Genomic DNA, 19,133 nt, shown 5'->3' with positions numbered 1-19,133 from the left:
TCTATCCGTCAGATGTTCTATTACTCGTATTAAGGATGGCATGTGTCGCGGTTTCATTCGATAATTTTTGACTAAGTGATGACACTAAATGATTGCCATAGGCGTTGCCAGTAAATGAGTTTAATTGCCCATTATTTACATAAGTGGAAATTCAGAGTAGCCATATTAATTGGCTTATGTTTACTGTGGCCGATACAAAGCATTATCATTAGCGCCTTACAGTCTGGGGCGCTTGAACCCTATCGTATTCAGTTGCCGGTCAATGTTGATAACGCCACTCGTGATAAGTGGGGCATAAAGCATGATGCAATTATTGAAAAGGTCTTTGTGAGTGGCAGCTTCAGCGACTGGCATATTGACGACACTTTCTATCAACTAACACAACAAAACCAGCAGTGGTACTTTGACTTACCGGTCTACCCTGGGGATCTTGAATATAAATTAGTGCTTTTTATTCAAAATAAAGTCGAACCGGTGTGGATTTTAGACCCTAATAACCCTCAAACCAGTGTTAACCCCTGGGGTGGCGAAAATTCGCTTATACGGATAGCTGATTGGCCAAAAATCACTTTAATTAGCCAAATTCTTACCGCAGCGTTATTAGGTACATTTTTACTCTTTTGTATTCTCGAACCCTTTCTTTACTGGTTACTGCACCAAAAAATACCGTTTCATCGTAAATTAGTACTCAGTAATATTCTGATATTGGCCTGCGCGCAACTATTATTTTTCAGTTATCAACTGCATCTAAATAGACAATTAATTAAACAAGGTTTAATCGATAGCGTGCACGCTATGCATCTGATTTTACATGGTGAGGGAGTTGATTTTGAACAACTGGACACACAAGCAAACAATATCAATAGGGGGTTAAGTCAGTTTTTTGTCCCTGCTACCACGCGCATTGATAAAACCCAAAGTAGTTTATTTCAAATTACCCTTTCCGATTTTGCTGTGTTGGATAAAAATGGCCAGTTAATTACCCTGCGCCACCGTGGGCAAAATGCACAAATCCAACAGTCTCGGGCTGAACAACTGGGTTTTAATAATAGCCGCGACTACTTCGTTGACGGTATGTGGCGTGACTTGCTGCCCAAAGCAATAGCTGAAGCGCAAAAAGGCCAGATAGTAATAATGTCACGACCGCAGAATATGAATGGGGTTGAAACATCGCGCACACGGACTGCTGAGTTGATACTTGGGTTTAGTCAGTTTGTGCAGCCGATTGTATATCGCGGCCAGTTAAAAGGCTTCTATGCGGGGTCTATTCAAGTAAAGCTTTACGGTGACGAACTGCTAAGAATGTTTCTATTTCAGTTACTCTTGCTTGGCGGGGTAATTGTATTATCGAGTTGGTTATTCACCCGTGTGGGTAAAATGGTCACTGAAGATATTTTAAAGTTAACCAAGTGGACTCAAAATATTGTTAAGGGCGATTTGTCACAGGTGTTAACCATCAATAGCCAGGATGAAATTCAGCAACTGTCTGAAAACTTCAATAACATGCGCCAGTCTTTACAGGACAGTTTTACCCAAATAGCAGAGCAAAATAGTAAGTTATATCAAGAAGCATATTTTAATGGTTTAACGGCGCTACCTAATCGAAAAAAATTATATAGTGATCTTGCAGAGCAATCTATTGGCGCTTTGCTGGTGATTAACATTAACGATTTTGGTGAGTTTAATGACTTTTATGGTGTCGATACCGGTGATGAGATTTTACTTGAGGTTGCCAATCGATTAGCCGCTAAAAATAGGCCGATTACCTTATATAAAACTGGCCCTGATGAATTTGTCGTAACATTAACAACTCAAATATTAACCTCAGACACAGTATCAAATTTAGTATCAACCGAAAGTTCAAATAATCATCTACAATTGGCAAAACTTGGACAGCTTTTATTTGACGATGTTTGTCAAAAACCTCTGCTTATCAAAGATAGTGAATATTATATCTCCGTCAGTATTGGCGGAGCACTGTTATCGGTTAATCAGCAAGTATTAGCTAAAAATATACCTGGTTCAACCATAGCTAATTCAAGTTCAACAACTTCAGCAAACCAACTACATCGGCATGCTGATTTAGCAAGGCGCTTTGCTAAAAAACAACAGCTGACTTATTGCTGTTTTAGCAGCGAAATGGCTAATTCAGCAGCATTTGAAGAAAACATGCGCCAAAGCAGAATGCTAGCTAAAGCAGCACAAGAGCAATGGGTAGTGCCCTATGTTCAACTTATTCAGCCTTTAATTGATGCGCCAATAAAGTTTGAGTGTTTGATGCGGCTCCAACTACCCGATGGGCAAATATTAGCGCCACACCAGTTTATGGCAGCAGCCAGACAATCACGCATTTATCCGCAGTTAATGCGCTGTATGCTGCAAAAGTCAATTGCACTGTTTAAAAATCAGCCCTATGAGTTTTCTGTTAACATCACGTTAGATGATATTGCCATTGCACAAAATTTGGAGGCTATTGTCAGTTTACTTAAAAGTGAACCGGACACCACGCAGCGGATAACCTTTGAATTATTAGAAAGTGAAGAAATAACTAACTACGAGGCGGTGGAGCATTTTATTAAGTTAGTCAAACCGTTAGGCTGCAAAATTGCGATTGATGATTTTGGCGCAGGTTATTCGAACTTTGTGCATTTGCTCAGTTTAGATATTGATATTATCAAAATAGATGGATCATTAATCCGCCATTTAGATAGCGATCCTAAAGCGCAGTTGTTGGTTGAAACCATAGCTATTTTCGCCCATAAAATGGGTAAAAAAACCGTCGCTGAGTTTGTCGAAAACGATGCTATTCTCAGCTTACTTAACCAGTATGAAATTGATTATGCCCAGGGATACTTACTGGGCGAACCTGCAGCATCCATAGCTCAAGCATTAGCGATTTATTCAGCTGAGTAGCTGTTTCAAAATCAGCTCAAAATCAGGCCGTTGTAATACATCCCCTTGCATGCAAGTCTTTGCTAATATTGCTAATTCAGCATACTTGGAAGTTGACTGTTGTGGATGTTCTGGCTTAATTAAGCGTAACAAATCATCAATCAAACAACCTAATGCACGCACTTCAATTTTGTGCATTTTCAGGCGCTGTTGCGGCGGTAAGTGAGCTAAATTAGACGCTGCGCCAAAATCACCAAATAACACCTTAAACTCATCATCCACCATAATATTATGTGCATAGATATCGCCATGACTAACCTGCTGCTGATGCATATGGTCCATGGTGTGACTCATTTGTTTTGCAATATGCGCTATCGCCTCTACAGAATACTGCGTATCAGCGTTAAAAGTGTCTCGGGTACAGGTACTTAATGAGGGTGGCAGGCCTAAATTTTGATAACCCTCTGGAATAAGCGCCATTACTAACCCCAGTTGTTCACCATGATGAATTTGGCCTATGGCGGGAATTAAATTGTTATGTTCACCCGTTGTTAAACAACAATCCAGCTCATCTGCTGGGTAACCGTCGCTGGTGATAGCGCCTTTAAACATTTTCACTGCTACATTGTCGGGCAAATGTGCTTGGGACACGGGTTTATCAAGCCAATGCGCTCTATATATAATGCCCGATGCACCCTGGCCAATTTGGGCGCTAAAATGCAAGTGTTCTGGGTGGATCATTGGCACGCTGTTATTCAAACATTCATCAACATGGCTAAAAGGGTTACCCGCAAACGCTAACCAACTGAGTTTGGGTAAGTCGAATAACCAATCAGGTAAATGGCTCAGTTTGTTGGCTGATAACCGCACTAATTCCAACTCACGACAGTTAGCCATACTGCCCGGTAATTCAGTTAGTTGATTACCGGCTAGCGCCAGTTTTTTAAGCTGGGTTAAGCGGCCGATTGAATCTGGTAAATGGGTTAACTGGTTATCAGTTAATATCAACCAACGTGTATGGTCGGGTAAAGCCTGTTCACTCACGTGGGTAAGTTGATTGGCTTTAAAACCAATCATTTCAAGCTTAGGGCATCGACCTAATACTTCAGGTAATTCAGTGAAGCAATTTTGTGACAAAAACACGATGCGCAGCTGGCTTAATTGATCAAAGTCATCGGGTAGGCTTGATAATTGATTATTCGATAAGTCTAAAATTTCTAAACTGTCAGCTAATGAGAATATCGCTCTTGGAAACTCGGTCAGTTCTGCCACTATTTGCACACGTGCAAGCCCTTTAAGTTCGCCTGATTCAAGCTGAGCTAACGTATGCATAATGATATTCCTGTCGATGTAGTAATGTGCTAAATGAAGGCGGGATTGTAAAGAAGCTGTTGCTTGATAGCAAATGTCATCAGATTCATATTGGAATGGCGGCTGAAATGACAGGCAAAAAAAACCACTGCATAGCAGTGGTAAAATGGATACTAAAATTGTCAATTGGGGTTGATTTTTAGTTTTATTTTCATCTGAATGAAAATAATATCCTAAGTGATCTCTAACAAAGCAGATCAAACAATGGTGTTAAATAAGTTCAGCCAACATAGCGTCGTTGTATTCAACAACCGCTTCACCTTGACGCACTTTGGCTACGTAATCTGGGTTAGCAATAAATGGACGGCCAATAGCCAGTAAATCAAATTTGTTGTCTGAAATAGCTTTTGCGCCTGAGTCCGCAGTGTAACTGCCCACACCCACTAAGGTTTTTGGATACACTTTACGTAAGTAGCTAGATACACGGCCATCTAAGTAGTCAAACTCCATTGAGTCATCAAATATCCCAGCATGAACAAAAGCAATATCACGTTTGGCAACCTGTGGTAATAAATAATCGAATACCTCACGGTCACGTTTGTCGCCTGCCATATTGAAATAGGCGCCCGGTGATAAACGAAGACCTGTACGATCTGCGCCAATACGTTCAACAATTGCGTCAAGCACTTCTAATGCAAAACGAGACATGTTTTCAGGGGTTTGGCCATATTCATCATCACGACGGTTACTGTCATGGTGTAAAAATTGATCAATCAAATATCCGTTAGCACCATGAATTTCAACACCATCAAAACCGGCATCAATTGCATTCGCTGCAGCCTGGGCATAATCTTTAACTAACTGCACTATATCTTCTTTAGTGGCAGCTTTAGGTGTTTGGTATGTCAGTTCTCGCATTCTTGGGACACTGCCCTCAACCGCAACGGCTGAAGCAGATAACACATCACCACCACCAAAAAAGTGTGGATGCGCTACACGACCGGTATGCCATAGTTGGGCAAATATTTTGCCACCATTTTTATGCACCGCATCTGTTACCACTTTCCACCCTTGAATTTGTTCAGGACTGAATAAGCCAGGTGTATTTGGGTAACCTTGACCGTCAGGTCGAATAATAGTGGCTTCACTAATGATCAATCCAGCTTCTGCACGACGTGCGTAATAGTCAGCAATTTGTTGGGTTGGTACTAAGTTGGCATCGGCCATACAACGCGTTAATGGCGCCATTAAGATTTTATTGGCTAAGGTTAATGAATTATTTAATGAGTAAGGCTGGAATAAATTGGCTGACATGACAGTCTCCGTTCTTGAATATGCGTTCAAGATAATCTTATTTGAATATTCATTCAAGTAATTTTTGAATGTTTATTCAAAATTGGTTAAACTCACCCAATAATTACTAATGCTAAAGAGAACGCCATGAGAAATGCAGAGTTTGATCGCCAAGTTGTACTGCGTGCGGCCATGCGAGCATTTATGATGAAAGGTTATGCGAAAACCAGCATGGCGGATTTAACCAAAGCGACTGGATTGCACCCAGGATCAATTTATTGTGCATTTGAAAACAAAAAGGGCTTACTGCTAGCGGCAATAGGCCAATACCATGCTGACCGCAGCGCGCAATTTCAACTATTGTTTACCAATAACAATAACCCGTTGCACAACTTAAAAACTTATTTAGCGGGCATTGTAGAAGAGTGTTTGAGTTGTGATGCCACCCAGGCTTGTTTGCTAACCAAAGCGTTAAATGAAGTGGGTGAGCAAGATGAAGATATTAGTCAGTTGATTAATACCAACCTTAACGCCTGGCAATTCGGCATTGAGCAGGTGTTTGAAGCGGCAAAATTACAGGGACTAATCGACAGCGACACTAATAGCCAATTACAGGCACAGTTTTTAATGATGGGCATTTATGGTTTGCGCACATTTGCCCATACACACCCAACAAAAGAAGTGTTGTTACCACTAGCTGACAAATTATTTAATAGCTTACTTTAAAAACAAAATGACGCCTTTAGCGTCATTTTTATTGAACTCCAATATGGGTTTAGTTTGCTATTAACCAATTACTTTTTGAGAAAATACTCGCTCGCCCAAAGCGTTCAAAATAGTACACTCGCCATCTAATACCGCAATAATCGATTTTCCGCGACGAAAAGCTATCAGGGATCATCACCCGACCAGACTCACTAATGGTTAAATCAGTTAATACTGTGTTATGCATTTCAAGCCCTGCGGGTGCTTCATAAAATAATATTGTCACAGTGGCTAATGACGGTTTATCGCTATTTGCATCTTGCTTTGATTCAGATTTCATTCTTTACTCTCGTACCAGTAGACACTAGTTAAGTGAAGGATTAATTAGCCAATATTCCGTATTCAGTCTATCAATCTTTTTCATTTATATACTGTGATGTGATTAAGTCATAACAAAAATCACATCACTTTTAAGTTTAATAATATGCTTTTTACCGCGTTAATCCTATACAAAAAGAAACAAAGGTAACCAAAATGTTGCCAAAATCATCTTTGTTGATTGAATATAACCTCGCTTAAACCGACATATGTTGATTTAAATATAGATTATCTACACGTTTTTTAAAGTCTGATCTAAACAGCTTGAATGATTCCTGCTAGAATCGACGACAATTTTTAGCATTAAACATTTAATAAAACGAGATTAAGATGGGCAGAGCATATCAAAATAAAAAAGAGTCCATGGCGAAAACCGCTGGCCAAAAGACTCGCATTTACTCACGTTACGGTAAAGAAATTTACATTTGCGCTAAAGGCGGTGTTGACCCTGATGGCAACTTAGCACTACGTAGCTTGATTGCCCGCGCGAAGAAAGATCAAGTTCCAGCACACGTTATTGAACGTGCTATTGAAAAAGCCCGTGGCGGCGGTGGTGAAGACTACGATACGGCTCGCTATGAAGGTTTTGGCCCTGGTGGTTGTATGGTGATTGTTGACTGCCTAACGGATAATGGTAACCGTACTTTTACTCAAGTTCGCCAGGCGTTTGTTAAAAATGATGCCAAGCTAGGCGGTCCAGGTACTGTTGGCCATATGTTCGAGCATCAAGCGGTATTTGTGTTTGATGGTGATGACGATGAAGCGATTTTAGAACTGCTTATGATGGCTGATGTTGATGTTGCCGATGTAGAACTTGAGGATGGCATTATCAGTGTATTTACACCGGTATCTGAATTTAACAATGCCCGCACAGTGTTAACTGAAGCCTTCCCAGAAATTGATTTCAAGGTAGAAAACTTAGCTTTTGTACCACAAACCATGACTGAGATCAGCGGCGAAGATATCGAAAGCTTTGATAAGTTTTTAGCGGCATTAGATGATTGTGATGACGTACAAAACGTGTATCACAATGCTGAGATTAGCGAATAACTCTTTTATGGCATCACACTGAATTCAGTTTGATGCCATAAACAAAAAACGCAGCTTAGGCTGCGTTTTTTATTAGTGTTGGATTTAAAAACTAATTAACGTAAATCCATCTCTTGTACTTTTTCATAAGCAATTTCTGGCGCGGTAACTTCAGGCTTAGCATGCAAATCTGCTTTTAAATGGCCTTTACGGTGCTTAAGTGCTGCGTCTAATTTTTTAGCTGCACTTGCAATAGCGGGGTACATCACTGAATCAAGGCCTTTAGCGGCAATTCGAGTACCTTCATAATTAGTGCTAACTTCTACATCATATTCGCCGTGTTCTTTCGCGATAATAATGTCTAATGCAATAAGGGTTGGAAAATGGTTAGCAAGCTTGGCGAACTTTTCTTCTACATGTTGTTTGACAGTGTCAGTAACATCTACATGGTGACCAGAAAGATTTATTTTCATAAAGTGTCCTTAGCGTTATAACGTTTCTTTAATGTCGTATTAATTGACTGTATAAAAGAGAACTTGGGGCATTTACTGTAGATTTCAAGAGATTAAATCAAAAAGTGTCAAAATAAGCATAAAGTCACATCTGTAATTTAATTCTATATTGCTTGCATCAGTAAAGTTAGCTCCAACTTTTTGAACAATCTTGTTCTCAATTTGAGTTAACATCACCATACACACTTAGTATAGACATAAACAAGTAACTTTGTTCACTACTTTTACTCGCTTTACAACACAGCTCACAAAGCCATCTAATAAGTGGCTTTTTAAGTTAAAATTTAACCAGTTAAGTTAGTTGTACCCTACTTTAATAAACTTAAATTAATCTATAGGTTAACCCAATGTCACTCAAAACCCTGCAAATAGATATTGTCTCAGATGTTATGTGTCCCTGGTGTATCGTTGGCTATAAGCGACTTCAGCAAGCCTTAATCTCCTTTACTGATCTTGAGGTGCAAATCACTTGGCACCCTTTTGAGTTAAATCCCAATATGGGCAAACAAGGTCAACACCTTGGTGAGCATTTAGCTGAAAAATACGGTTCGACACCGTTGCAAAGTCAGCAGAATCGGGCCAATTTAACGGCTATAGGTAAAACACTGGATATTGAGTTTAACTTCACCGACCAGTCGCGTATTTACAATACCTTTAATGCACACCAGCTGCTGCAATGGGCAAAATCATTTAATAAACAAACTGAGCTTAAGCTCGCCTTATTTGATGGCTATTTTACCCAGCAGCAAAACCCTGATGATATTGCAGTATTATTAAACCTTGCCGACAGTGTTGGATTAGACCGTGCCGAAGCTGAGCAAGTATTAGCATCACAGCAATTTGCCGAGTCGGTTAGACAAGAGCAGGCCTTATGGCAAAGCCGAGGCATAAGTGCTGTACCAGCGATTATATTGAATCAAAAGTATTTGATCTCAGGTGCACAAAGTGCGGATTACCTAATTGAAGCTATTAAACAGTCGGCAGCAGAGTAAATAAACTCAGCCTCAGCTTGCTCTACTTTAGTTTACTCAGCCTAGCCCCATAAAAAAACCAGCTTGCGCTGGTTTTTTGTTATTGATATTTAATCAACTTTGTTGCGTTATATCGGTTAATTCAATTTAGTCACATTCAAGGTAGGTGAGTCGCTACTTGGCCCGGTTACCGTAAAGCGATAGGTTGCATTACTGGCGACAGATAACTTCATGTTAGCGCCCTTCTTAGCTAAGGTTTTAATCGCACCTTCAACAACGGTTTCATCAGCGGCAATAGCACCAAAGTCGACGGTAGACCAATCACCTGTGGCGATTTTGAATTCATAATTACCGGCGGTAATGGCGATATCAACCGTGTAAACAGATGAGCCTTGATAAGCAAGCGCATCAACTTCCCCCCAACCATTCATGCCACCGCGAATATAAACGGTATTACCGGCAAACATATCGGTTTTATCTATGGTTAAGATAGGTTCGTTACGGTTACTCATGTCGAATGTGAAACTGTACATGGCATCGCTTTCAAAATTAAAGCCTAAATTAGCGCCTTTTACCGCTAACGCTTTAGGCTGTCCTAATTGAACCGTTCCGTCAGCATCTGCGCTACCATAATCTACGCTGCTCCAGTCACTTGAGGCAATTTTAAAGCCTTTAGTGCCTGCTGTGACCATAATTTCAGCGCGGTATAAACTGCCACCTAAATAAACCATTTCACTGTCAGTAGACCAACCATTCATGTCACCGCGTAAGTAAACCGATGTACCAACAAATGGCTCTTCATTGAACACAGTTAGTACTGGGTTATCTTTGTTTGCTGCATCTAATGAGAACACATAGGTGGCATCTGCAGCGGCGGTAAAGATCATGTTGGCCCCTTTAGCGCTCAGTTGCTCTGCGATATCTTCATCCACCGCTGCAACATCGGCCGACACTGCACCAAAGTCAACAGTACTCCAGTCAGCAGAAGCTATTTTGAACTCATAACTGCCTGCGGCTAATGTAATCGCAATGCGATATTCGCCTGCGCCTACATAGGTGAACTTATCCACTTCACCCCAGCCATTCATGCCTCCACGCACAAAGACATCTGTGCTGCCATAAGGCACAACATCGGGTGCACCTGCGGTCGCATTGGCACTTAAGCCTTCGCCTTGAGCATCACCTTGAGTTTTAACAAATACTGCTGTGGTGTAAGCCGGCACAGTAAAGGTGCCGTCAGCATCACCTTGGCTAAAACTTGCGTCTTGCACTGTGCTGTCAATCGACATCATTTGTTTAGCATGTAAGCTAAAGCCCGCTGCGGTTGCTATGGTATGCGATTGGGTTTGTGCGCTACCGTTTACCATCACCACTATGGCGTCAACTGCGGGGTCAATATCGGTTAGCCCTAAGCCGTCGTCGATGCTCATGACTATCACGCCCTGCTGCTGGTTTTTACCAATATTATGGAAACCCACTCGGTCGATAATGTCTTGCGCTGTGGTTAAGCGGAACAACTTGCTTGATTGACGAATCGATAGAAACTCATTAAACACACTTGATGCAAAATCAATTTCTGACATTGACGCGGCGGCATTAGGATTAGCTGAAATACCGCTAATCACCGACCATTTATCTTTATTGTCTTGCGCTAAAGGTAAGCCAACATTCCAGTTATTACTGTTTTTGCTAAAGTCGACCCAGTTAAACCAATCGCCGGCATCGTAGGTGTTACGGTCCATTGATTTTGAGCGCAGCATTTCACCGCCCATTTGGAAAAATGGAATACCTTGGCTCATTAACGGAATGGTGGCTGCAATATTCTGCACTCGAACACGGTGTTCTAACGATAAACCGACGTTATGCTTATATTGTAAAATGTCCCATAGGGTTTCGTTATCATGCTTTGACACATAGTTAATACTGTCTGCTGGGTCTAAGGTGTAACCTGTTGGTTGGCTGTTCCAGCTAAAACTACTGCCTTTGGCTGAATTGCCGTTAAAGTCTTTTAGGATGTAGTTTTGTAAGTTACCCGCCATAGATAAGCGCAGTGTATCTTGGTCGCGTAAGTAATCATCTTTTTGGTCTGTGGCAAATAACGCACCACCGCGCACGGCTTCACGGATACGATCGTTAAAAGTGCCCACTTCACTGCCAGCCATATTGGCTTGGGTTGCCTGTTCGAATAATCGATTATCAGCCACCTCACCAAAGTTCCAACCTTCACCGTAGAAGTAGTTATCGGCATCAACCGCTTGAACCGCTTCTCTAGCCGCTAGAATACTGCTTTTAGGCATATGGCCCATGACGTCAAAACGAAAACCATCATAGCCATATTCTTTGGCTAAAATCACCATTGAATCAGACACAAACTTGTCCATCATTCTATGTTCTGTGGCGGTATTGTCACAACAGGTTGATGATTCAATTTTGCCGCTGATTTCGTTATATCTGTGGTAATAACCCGGTACCACTTTATCGAGTACTGAGTTGTCCCATAATCCTGATGAACTGGTGTGGTTATACACGACATCAAGTACTACGCGTAAACCGAGCTCATGCAAGGCTTGGTTCATGGCACGTAACTCTTTTACTCGTGCAACCCCTTCAGGGCTTGAAGCATAACTGCCTTCTGGTGCAATAAAATGCTGTGGGTCATAACCCCAGTTAAAACCATCGTATCCACGCATGGCATTGACTAGATCTTGTGCATCCCCAGATCCAGGTAAAAAGTCCGCTAATATATCAACAATTTTGGCGGCTTTATCTTCTGTTTTACAGGCTTTAGCATTATCAGCAATTTTGCTGCATAACATGCCTAAGGTATCGGTAATTTCAATCCGCTTAGTCACATCTTCTTCTATGGTGGCAATATCGGTTACTGGCAATACATGAAAATGGGTAACACCGCTTTCAGCAAGTTGACGTAAATGCTCAACCGGCGCGCTGCCTTGCTCAGTAAAGGCTAAATACTTGCCACGATTAGCGGCAGATGTTGTTTCATCTCTGATACTAAAATCACGTACATGACCTTCATAAATAACGATATCTTCTGGATTTTCTACCGTTGCAACACTGTGCCCGTCCCAACCATCGGGTTTGGTGTCATCGTCAGATAAATTAATAAACTGACTATAACGGCCATTGGTTGATACATTGAGTGAATAGGGATCTGTGGTTTCCAGTGTTTCAATTTTTTTCGATACTGGATGATAGACTTTTACTTCATAGCGATAATATTGACGGTCTAAGCTCATGTCGCCACTAAATGACCAAATACCGCTTAGGCTATCTAAGGTCATGGGCTCAGTTTTAGTTAGCTTTTTAGCACTGTCATAAACTTTCAAATTAACCGATTGCGCTGTTGGCGCCCACACTTTAGCGCTAATGCCGTTGTCATACATGATACCTAATGAAGCTTCATCGGCATCCATATCACCCCGGGTATAAAGTGCATCTAACACTTTAGCCACTTGAACATGAGTTGCGGCAGCGGGCTTGTTATCACTGTCGTACGCCACTAATACTAATTGTTCTTTGGCGATATTTTTCGCTTCATCAAGGCTAAAGTTAGCTTCATAAGCAGGCCATTGTGCTAAATGCGGCACGAAGGCTTTTTGCTCGTCAGTCAGTGTTGCTTCGGTTAATTCAACTTGAATACCGTTGATCTTACTGTCGTTATCAGCTTCAATACCTGCGGTGGCTGAATGGTGTAATACAAATTTAGCGATACCCTCTGGCGATTCATTCCACACAAAGGTGTTTTGATCTAACCAATGAGCGCTGGCGCCATCAATGGCAAAGCCGACATCTAAAATAGGATAGTCATACACATCACTTTCACCGTGAATGGTGAAGTTAGCACGGTTAAATTGTGCTTCAGGGGCAGAGTCATCGGCAAAAGACTTAAGGTTCATCACTGAATCGCCATCGCCTAATGCTTTGCCTGAACCTTCAGTGCCGATATGAATGATAAAGTTAGCGCACTCGCTGTAACCTTCTTTTAAATTGATTAACCAGTAAGCACCGTAGTTTGGGTCGATACCATCAAAAGAGTGGCCATTAGCCCAGTCAGTTGAATCAAAGGGTGGCGCATAGGCGTCACAGGTATCATTGTTCCATGAATGGAGCTTATAACCGGGATAATTAGTATTACCACTGCTGTTATCTTTATCTTTAATGCGGTTGTAATACAACACAGCCTGATTAGGCCCAGCAAGTACAGAAGGCATAGGCAAGTCGGGGTTGTAACCGACAATACAGCTTTCATTATTAGCATCGGGAAATTTAGGTGCAGGGCAACTTAATGGTGGTGGCGGCACACACTCTGTTCCCCCTGCATTAGGTACGTTTGGTACATTGCAAGTTAGTAATACTGTGCCTGGCTCGGTTGAGTCACTGCCACACCCCATTAGTGCTGTCATACTCAGTGCAAATACACTGAATGTCGTAATTGTTGACTTAGTCATCATGACTGACTTCTCCCCATCACTTTTTGCTGTAGAGCAACCGCTTGGTTGGTATTTGTTGTTATTGTTATATTGGTAACTTTGATAATTGCTAATTGATTACATCGCATAAGTGAACCCCATATAGAATTCGCGACCAAAGTACTGCAAGGTGCCGGTTTTGTTTTCGGTGCCGAAGTAACTTCTTGTCGGCTCGTCGGTTAAGTTATTCACCTGAAACAACACCCCTAGACCGTCAGTGACTTGGTATGACGCCTGGTAATCAATCACGGTTTCGCCGTCAAAGTTAACCACTTGCTCATTAATAGCGACCTGTTCCGAGACAAATTCATCACGGAAACGCGCACTTACGCGGGTTTCAAAACCTTCATAGGAATAAAACAAGGTGGCACTGACAACGTTATTAGACAGACCAGGTAAAGCTTGGGCTGTCGTATCGCCGCCAAGGTTAGTGATTGATTGCACTTCAGATTCGGTGTAGGAGTAACTTGCATTAAAGCCTAATCCAGACCAGGCATCGGGCAGCGAGGCAAACACTTGGGTGTAAGCCAGTTCCAAGCCTCGAATGTAACCGCCTTCAGCGTTGTTCACTGCTGTGGTGTAAGTACCATTGGTGGTGGCAATTTGCTCACCGCTGATTTCATCAGTGATATATTCAGGTACGTTGAATCCATTGCCTTTAAAGTCAAAGTTTTCAATCGCGACGGTATCAATGAATGAATCAATGTTTTTATAGAAAATGGCCGCAACAAATGCACCTTCATCAAAATACTGCTCAAAGGATAAGTCGTATTGATCTGCATAAAATGGCATTAAAAATGGGTTGTTGGTGCTTGAACCATTAATTTTGCCATCATCGGATACTGATGCACTGATATCACCGGCTAAACGATTGATCGGTGGGCGTGACATCACTTTGGCTGCCGCAACCCGTATTTGTGAGTCTTCAGCCACTTTGAAGTTCAAGTTAATCGATGGCAGATAATCGGTATAGCTAACCCCTTGCATCGTTGGCGCGTAGTTTTGGTTAATAATGCCAATGCTGTCAGCAATATTTTGCGCGCCGAGATTTACATCACCTTCAACGTTTTGCAGCATGGTGGCAGATTGATCGGTATCAACCATACGCACACCAAAGTTACCAGTAACAGGAATACCCGCTATTTCAGAATCGATGTTAGCCATCACATAAGCAGATAATACTTCTTCATACACTTCACCGCTTTGTAGCATGGTCCACGAGTAGTTAGTGGTGTAACCCTGAGGGTCGATAACGCCACCCGCATTGCCCCAGGTTTGTACCGGTTGTGGCACACCATTTGGGAACCAGGCATTTAACGCGGAATCTAAGTCAATGGCTAAATAAGATGGGAAGTAACTAAAGTCACCTTGCCAATCGACCACTGTGGTCATGTCGTCGGTAAGTTTTAAGGGTGGCTGAGATTTAGAAAACGCACCATCGTTACCGTATTCAAATACCGAGCGGTCATTTGAATAGTTACGGTCAGAATAACGCGCGCCAAACTCAACGCTGGTAATCACATCCATTTCTAAGTCGTATTTAAAATCAACACGATAGGCTTTAACTTCATCTTCATTCAGAAAAGGATAAATACCGTATTTACTGACCATTACGCGGTCTATATCAGAAAAAGCATCGGCTTGATTAAAACCCACATCGGGTAAATCTAGGCCATTGAGTAAATAACTGATTGACACATTTTCATCAAAAATAGGGGTTTCTGCATTAGCATCTTGGGCGACATTGGCCCATAACAAACCGTTGCGAAAATCACTTTTAGCCGATGATAACGACACGTCAACATTCACATTTAAACGGTCAGTCACTTGCCAGTCGGCATTAATGCCAAAGTTGTTTACTTCATCAAAATCTTGATTGTCATCGTTAACAATTTCTACTCGGGTATAGCTTTTTGAGGTGCGATTAAACGTACCACCAACGACGCTGTTACCGTCAAATACCGGATTAGCAACACTGGCATTACGGCCGCCTAATTTGGCGCGAAAACCGCGGGCAAACGATTCACTGTCAAAACGAGACATAAACGCATCGGCTTTAAGCACAAAGTTATCTACTGGTGCCCATTCAATGGCGCCCATATAACCATTGCGGGTTTCAACGCCGCCTAAATGCTGCATTTCAAAACCTTCACTAATATATTCATAGCTAGGGTTATCAACTGGGCCGTTGGTGTCGTTCGCTAGGCCATCTATTTCTTTAGAATCGTTATAAGCTAAACCAATAAACTGTGTTGCTACGCTAGGCTGTTCTAAACGAGCATAACCGACGGCAATACCTACCGTGTCTTCTAAAAACTTGCCTTGATATGAAAAACTTAAGCGACTACCGTACTCTTCTGCGCCAAACACTTCACTGGCGCGATCATTATGCATACCGCGGGCGTTGACGACAAAACTATGGTCTTTATCTATGCTTAAAGGGCTAATGGTTTGCAGCTCAACCGTACCGGCTACGCCGCCTTCAATAAGTGATGCTTTAGGGGATTTATAAACCGCAGCAGAGCTAATAAGCTCTGATGGATACTGATCAAATTCAATACTGCGTGAACCACTAGTAGACACTTGTTCGCGACCATTAAGTGTTGAAAACACAAACCCGCCAGACATACCGCGAATGTTAATTTCAGCGGCCTGGCCACCGGTTCGTACCGCGGAAATACCCGGTAAACGCGTTAATGCATCGGCCATTGAGACATCGGGCAAGGCGCCTAAATCATCGGCAGATAATTGCTCGGACACCGTGTCACTAAATCGTTTAGAGTTAAGTGAATCAATAAGGCTGCGGCTGTAGCCTTTGACGGCGATGCGCTCGATTTCTTGATCATTTTCTGCAAGCGTGTCATCTGCAATAACATCACTGTCAGCTTGATCACTGGTGGTTTTATTCACTTCAAGGCTAGCATCAGCTTTAACTGTTTTTTGTTGCACTATGGGCTTTATATCATCTGCTGCATTAGCGCCATAAGACATGAACATCACGCTCATACCTGCTGTTGCTAAAGCCAATGATAAAACACTGGGTTTACTTTTGAGCATTGGTTTTCCCCTTCACCTTTAAGGTTTTTATTGTTGTCCAATACTCGGATATACCACCCACATTATGCAGAATACCGGACACTTATTATTCCGATATACTAGGCTTCTCCCCCTTTTGATAACAATACAATGCATACGTATTCATAACATATTGGTAACAATTGAATTTTCAACATCACAGCTAAAAAGCTAACTTGTGTATTTTTAGTGTTATAAATTAATACTTTGTAATTAATTTGGGGTGCGTCATATTCTTTTGTGTTAGCTCTCATATGAAAATCATTTAAACCGAGCGCCTAAAAGCATAGATAAAACATGGACATTAGCGTCCAGTTAGTGTTGAATCAGCACCGAATAACGCATTGTGAATGCAATGTGGTCGCTCAAACTAGGAGTATCAGATGGGTTTTAAAGTCACTGTTGATTGGCACACTTCACCTGCACCAGAGGGTGAGTTTAATCGTGACCATCAAGTCAGTTATGGCAGTGGTCAAGCGGTTCAAGCTTCATCAGCGCCGGAATATAAAGGCAATGCCGATAAAGTTAATCCAGAGGAAAACTTATTAGCTGCGCTGTCTTCTTGTCATATGCTGACTTTTCTGGCCATTGCACACCTAAAACGTTTACCGGTTGATAGCTATACTGATAACGCCATTGCTGATTTAGGTAAAAATGATGCAGGTAAAATTGCAGTGGTTAAAATGACCCTTTATCCTCAGGTTGTGTTTGCCGATGGCCTTGAAGTAAGCGAAGAAACCATCGCTAAAATTCATGAAAAAGCCCACGCCAATTGCTTTATCGCTAATTCTTTAGCCTGTGAAGTTGAAATTAAACACTAAATTGTGTGTGCAAAAATTGAAAAAGCCGCTATTTAGCGGTTTTTTTATCAGTTTTGCACAGTAGATTACTCAGATTTTTGCATGAAATCGTGTCTAAAATCCGTTTTCCAATACTTGTAACCTTGAACTGTGGCCTGAGCAGCTGCAAACATTAAATTCACTTGGTAGGTTTTCACGCCATCAATATCAATCGACTGATTAGCAGAAGCTTGCGCCATTATCTTCATTTGAGCACCTTTTTACACTATGACAGACTAAGCCATACACTTTTGTATGGTCATTTTGATAACCTCTGTTTACTATGTAAAAACGGTTTATTAGAAGTAATATGTATGACACAATTATTTGAAAACTATCAGTGGAACAGTGCATTATTTAACTGCCAAAGTAACGACTTGCAACAATTTGAGAGGTATTTATCTGCTCAAGTTAAGCGTCTAAACATGCAGGCAATACGATTAGGCTTTGTTGATGATAGCCACCAGCAATATCCTCTTTTTCTATATCAATCTGCAAACCTCTGTTCAGAAAAACCATCTATTCTAGTCTGTGCGGGATTTCACGGTGAAGAGTCGGCTGGGCCATGGGGATTAATCAGCGCCTTAGCTCAACTTGGCTCTAGCGTGCTTAACAAAGTTAATTTGAGTATTTTACCTCTAGTTAACCCAAGCGGATTCAGTATAGGAAACCGATTAAATCTGTTTCAGCAAAACCCTAATCGCGGTTTTATATATCAATCAGGACAAGTCGTGTCGAATCCGCACACGTCGGTCGAAGGGCTTATTTTACAACAATCTATGGCCACATTATTGGCAGCCTCTAAGCATGGCATATTAACCTGTCACGAAGATGTGTTACTGCATGACACTTATTTGTATGCATTAGAATCTCATGCGTTGCCTAGTCCGCTAAGTTACCAGCTACGCGATAGTTTAGGACGATATTTTCCTATTGCAGCCGATGGTGAGATTGATGAATGCCCTGTTAAAGATGGCATTATTTTCAATCATTTTGATAGTTCATTTGAAAGTGCGTTATTTCAAAGTGGTAGCCAAATTGCGATTTGCACTGAAACCCCAGGGCAACAAGAGTTTGATCAACGTGTTCTGGCTAATAGAGATGTAATGGCTTTATTTATCAATCACTTTGTTAATGAAAATAGTCAATAACCTCATCTGTGCTAATAAATGCCTATCAAGGACTAACACATTTTTTCCCCAAGGTTTGTGTGGAAATATGCAGCTACACTCATAGTAAATAATATACGTGAAGTTTATCGATGTAGGTTCAGTATGGCATTTACTCACCGACACGCAGCATTCTTTCGAAATAAAAAAGTCCTTGTAGCTCAGCCGCCCCATCCCTGGGTCGGATGGTCGGCTCGCAAATCACCATAATGAACCTTTCGAGTATTTTCTTAACCTGCTAGTTTTAAAGATTGAGTAGAATAAGATTATTTTTAAAACACTGACTTGGTTTTGCCCCTTTTCTTGTTAGCTTATTTACTCATACATAAGCTGTTAATATGATTCTGCTTTAGATTTTCTTATGTCGGACTACTGTCCATTTCTATGCATTTGTTGGAAAGTACTGTCAGCTCAGATCGACGAAGCTACTAAAAGTTCCTTTAATCTCGATTTAGGCAACAATACTGTT

Annotated in this window: 13 protein-coding genes; 6 read left to right on the top strand and 7 right to left on the bottom strand. The window is 41.5% G+C overall.

Translation table 11 applies throughout. The features are described 5' to 3' along the window. Positions 1-114: 114 nt before the first annotated feature. Complete coding sequence (locus tag ACRWQN_RS07410) at positions 115-2,913, top strand: EAL domain-containing protein (protein WP_434940342.1); 2,799 nt, start codon at positions 115-117, stop codon at positions 2,911-2,913. Here the strand turns inward: ACRWQN_RS07410 and ACRWQN_RS07405 are convergent. Together ACRWQN_RS07405 and ACRWQN_RS07400 are read right to left on the bottom strand one after the other, a co-directional pair. Then, positions 2,902-4,224 (bottom strand): leucine-rich repeat-containing protein kinase family protein, encoded by a 1,323-nt coding sequence (locus ACRWQN_RS07405; protein WP_434940341.1) that lies wholly within the window; start codon positions 4,222-4,224, stop codon positions 2,902-2,904. The genes ACRWQN_RS07410 and ACRWQN_RS07405 overlap by 12 nt on opposite strands. Positions 4,225-4,473: 249 nt before the next feature. Next, positions 4,474-5,517 carry an alkene reductase gene (locus tag ACRWQN_RS07400; protein ID WP_434940340.1) on the bottom strand — a complete coding sequence of 348 codons (1,044 nt, stop codon included), beginning with the start codon at positions 5,515-5,517 and terminating at the stop codon, positions 4,474-4,476. Between the two features lie 126 nt (positions 5,518-5,643). Between ACRWQN_RS07400 and ACRWQN_RS07395 the strand changes: the two genes are divergently transcribed. Next, entirely contained in the window at positions 5,644-6,222 is a 579-nt protein-coding gene (locus tag ACRWQN_RS07395; RefSeq protein WP_226410610.1) for a TetR/AcrR family transcriptional regulator, read from the top strand. A gap of 49 nt (positions 6,223-6,271) precedes the next feature. Here the strand turns inward: ACRWQN_RS07395 and ACRWQN_RS07390 are convergent, their stop codons facing one another. Next, positions 6,272-6,541, bottom strand: coding sequence for a DUF2375 family protein (locus ACRWQN_RS07390; protein ID WP_434940339.1), 270 nt, complete (start codon positions 6,539-6,541; stop codon positions 6,272-6,274). Positions 6,542-6,909: 368 nt separating this feature from the next. Between ACRWQN_RS07390 and ACRWQN_RS07385 the strand changes: the two genes are divergently transcribed. Continuing rightward, positions 6,910-7,629 (top strand): YebC/PmpR family DNA-binding transcriptional regulator, encoded by a 720-nt coding sequence (locus tag ACRWQN_RS07385; protein WP_434928636.1) that lies wholly within the window; start codon positions 6,910-6,912, stop codon positions 7,627-7,629. Between the two features lie 95 nt (positions 7,630-7,724). Here ACRWQN_RS07385 and hpf read toward each other — a convergent pair whose 3' ends face one another. Next, the gene (hpf, locus tag ACRWQN_RS07380) at positions 7,725-8,081 is read right to left on the bottom strand and encodes a ribosome hibernation-promoting factor, HPF/YfiA family (RefSeq protein ID WP_434940338.1); all 357 of its coding nucleotides are present in this window, start codon (positions 8,079-8,081) and stop codon (positions 7,725-7,727) included. A gap of 386 nt (positions 8,082-8,467) precedes the next feature. On the opposite strand from hpf, the gene ACRWQN_RS07375 reads away from it, so the two are divergent. Then, a complete protein-coding gene (locus ACRWQN_RS07375) occupies positions 8,468-9,112 on the top strand; it encodes a DsbA family oxidoreductase (protein WP_434940337.1) in 645 nt (214 codons plus the stop codon). Positions 9,113-9,228: 116 nt separating this feature from the next. On the opposite strand, the gene pulA is transcribed toward ACRWQN_RS07375, so the two are convergent. Further along, a complete protein-coding gene (pulA, locus tag ACRWQN_RS07370; protein WP_434940336.1) occupies positions 9,229-13,563 on the bottom strand; it encodes a pullulanase-type alpha-1,6-glucosidase in 4,335 nt (1,444 codons plus the stop codon). A gap of 96 nt (positions 13,564-13,659) precedes the next feature. Then, positions 13,660-16,638 carry a TonB-dependent receptor gene (locus tag ACRWQN_RS07365; protein WP_434940335.1) on the bottom strand — a complete coding sequence of 993 codons (2,979 nt, stop codon included), beginning with the start codon at positions 16,636-16,638 and terminating at the stop codon, positions 13,660-13,662. Between the two features lie 401 nt (positions 16,639-17,039). Between ACRWQN_RS07365 and ACRWQN_RS07360 the strand changes: the two genes are divergently transcribed. After that, positions 17,040-17,477 (top strand): OsmC family protein, encoded by a 438-nt coding sequence (locus ACRWQN_RS07360; RefSeq protein WP_434928632.1) that lies wholly within the window; start codon positions 17,040-17,042, stop codon positions 17,475-17,477. Positions 17,478-17,542: 65 nt separating this feature from the next. On the opposite strand, the gene ACRWQN_RS07355 is transcribed toward ACRWQN_RS07360, so the two are convergent. Continuing rightward, complete coding sequence (locus tag ACRWQN_RS07355) at positions 17,543-17,704, bottom strand: hypothetical protein (RefSeq protein ID WP_434940334.1); 162 nt, start codon at positions 17,702-17,704, stop codon at positions 17,543-17,545. Between the two features lie 105 nt (positions 17,705-17,809). Here ACRWQN_RS07355 and ACRWQN_RS07350 point away from each other — a divergent pair, with 105 nt between their 5' ends. Then, the gene (locus tag ACRWQN_RS07350; RefSeq protein ID WP_434940333.1) at positions 17,810-18,646 is read left to right on the top strand and encodes a M14 family metallopeptidase; all 837 of its coding nucleotides are present in this window, start codon (positions 17,810-17,812) and stop codon (positions 18,644-18,646) included. The last annotated feature ends 487 nt before the right edge of the window (positions 18,647-19,133 follow it).

This window comes from Shewanella sp. HL-SH8 (assembly GCF_051165765.1).
GTDB classification, from domain to species: Bacteria; Pseudomonadota; Gammaproteobacteria; order Enterobacterales; family Shewanellaceae; genus Shewanella; species Shewanella glacialimarina.
This window is presented reverse-complemented; position numbering and strand designations above follow the sequence as displayed.

What these genes read in the sequence shown, in the direction of transcription:
- ACRWQN_RS07410 (WP_434940342.1), top strand. Translation starts at nt 115, where the DNA reads ATGAGTTTAATTGCCCATTATTTACATAAGTGGAAATTCAGAGTAGCC.
- ACRWQN_RS07405 (WP_434940341.1), bottom strand. Translation starts at nt 4,224, where the DNA reads ATGCATACGTTAGCTCAGCTTGAATCAGGCGAACTTAAAGGGCTTGCA.
- ACRWQN_RS07400 (WP_434940340.1), bottom strand. Translation starts at nt 5,517, where the DNA reads ATGTCAGCCAATTTATTCCAGCCTTACTCATTAAATAATTCATTAACC.
- ACRWQN_RS07395 (WP_226410610.1), top strand. Translation starts at nt 5,644, where the DNA reads ATGAGAAATGCAGAGTTTGATCGCCAAGTTGTACTGCGTGCGGCCATG.
- ACRWQN_RS07390 (WP_434940339.1), bottom strand. Translation starts at nt 6,541, where the DNA reads ATGAAATCTGAATCAAAGCAAGATGCAAATAGCGATAAACCGTCATTA.
- ACRWQN_RS07385 (WP_434928636.1), top strand. Translation starts at nt 6,910, where the DNA reads ATGGGCAGAGCATATCAAAATAAAAAAGAGTCCATGGCGAAAACCGCT.
- hpf (WP_434940338.1), bottom strand. Translation starts at nt 8,081, where the DNA reads ATGAAAATAAATCTTTCTGGTCACCATGTAGATGTTACTGACACTGTC.
- ACRWQN_RS07375 (WP_434940337.1), top strand. Translation starts at nt 8,468, where the DNA reads ATGTCACTCAAAACCCTGCAAATAGATATTGTCTCAGATGTTATGTGT.
- pulA (WP_434940336.1), bottom strand. Translation starts at nt 13,563, where the DNA reads ATGATGACTAAGTCAACAATTACGACATTCAGTGTATTTGCACTGAGT.
- ACRWQN_RS07365 (WP_434940335.1), bottom strand. Translation starts at nt 16,638, where the DNA reads ATGCTCAAAAGTAAACCCAGTGTTTTATCATTGGCTTTAGCAACAGCA.
- ACRWQN_RS07360 (WP_434928632.1), top strand. Translation starts at nt 17,040, where the DNA reads ATGGGTTTTAAAGTCACTGTTGATTGGCACACTTCACCTGCACCAGAG.
- ACRWQN_RS07355 (WP_434940334.1), bottom strand. Translation starts at nt 17,704, where the DNA reads ATGAAGATAATGGCGCAAGCTTCTGCTAATCAGTCGATTGATATTGAT.
- ACRWQN_RS07350 (WP_434940333.1), top strand. Translation starts at nt 17,810, where the DNA reads ATGACACAATTATTTGAAAACTATCAGTGGAACAGTGCATTATTTAAC.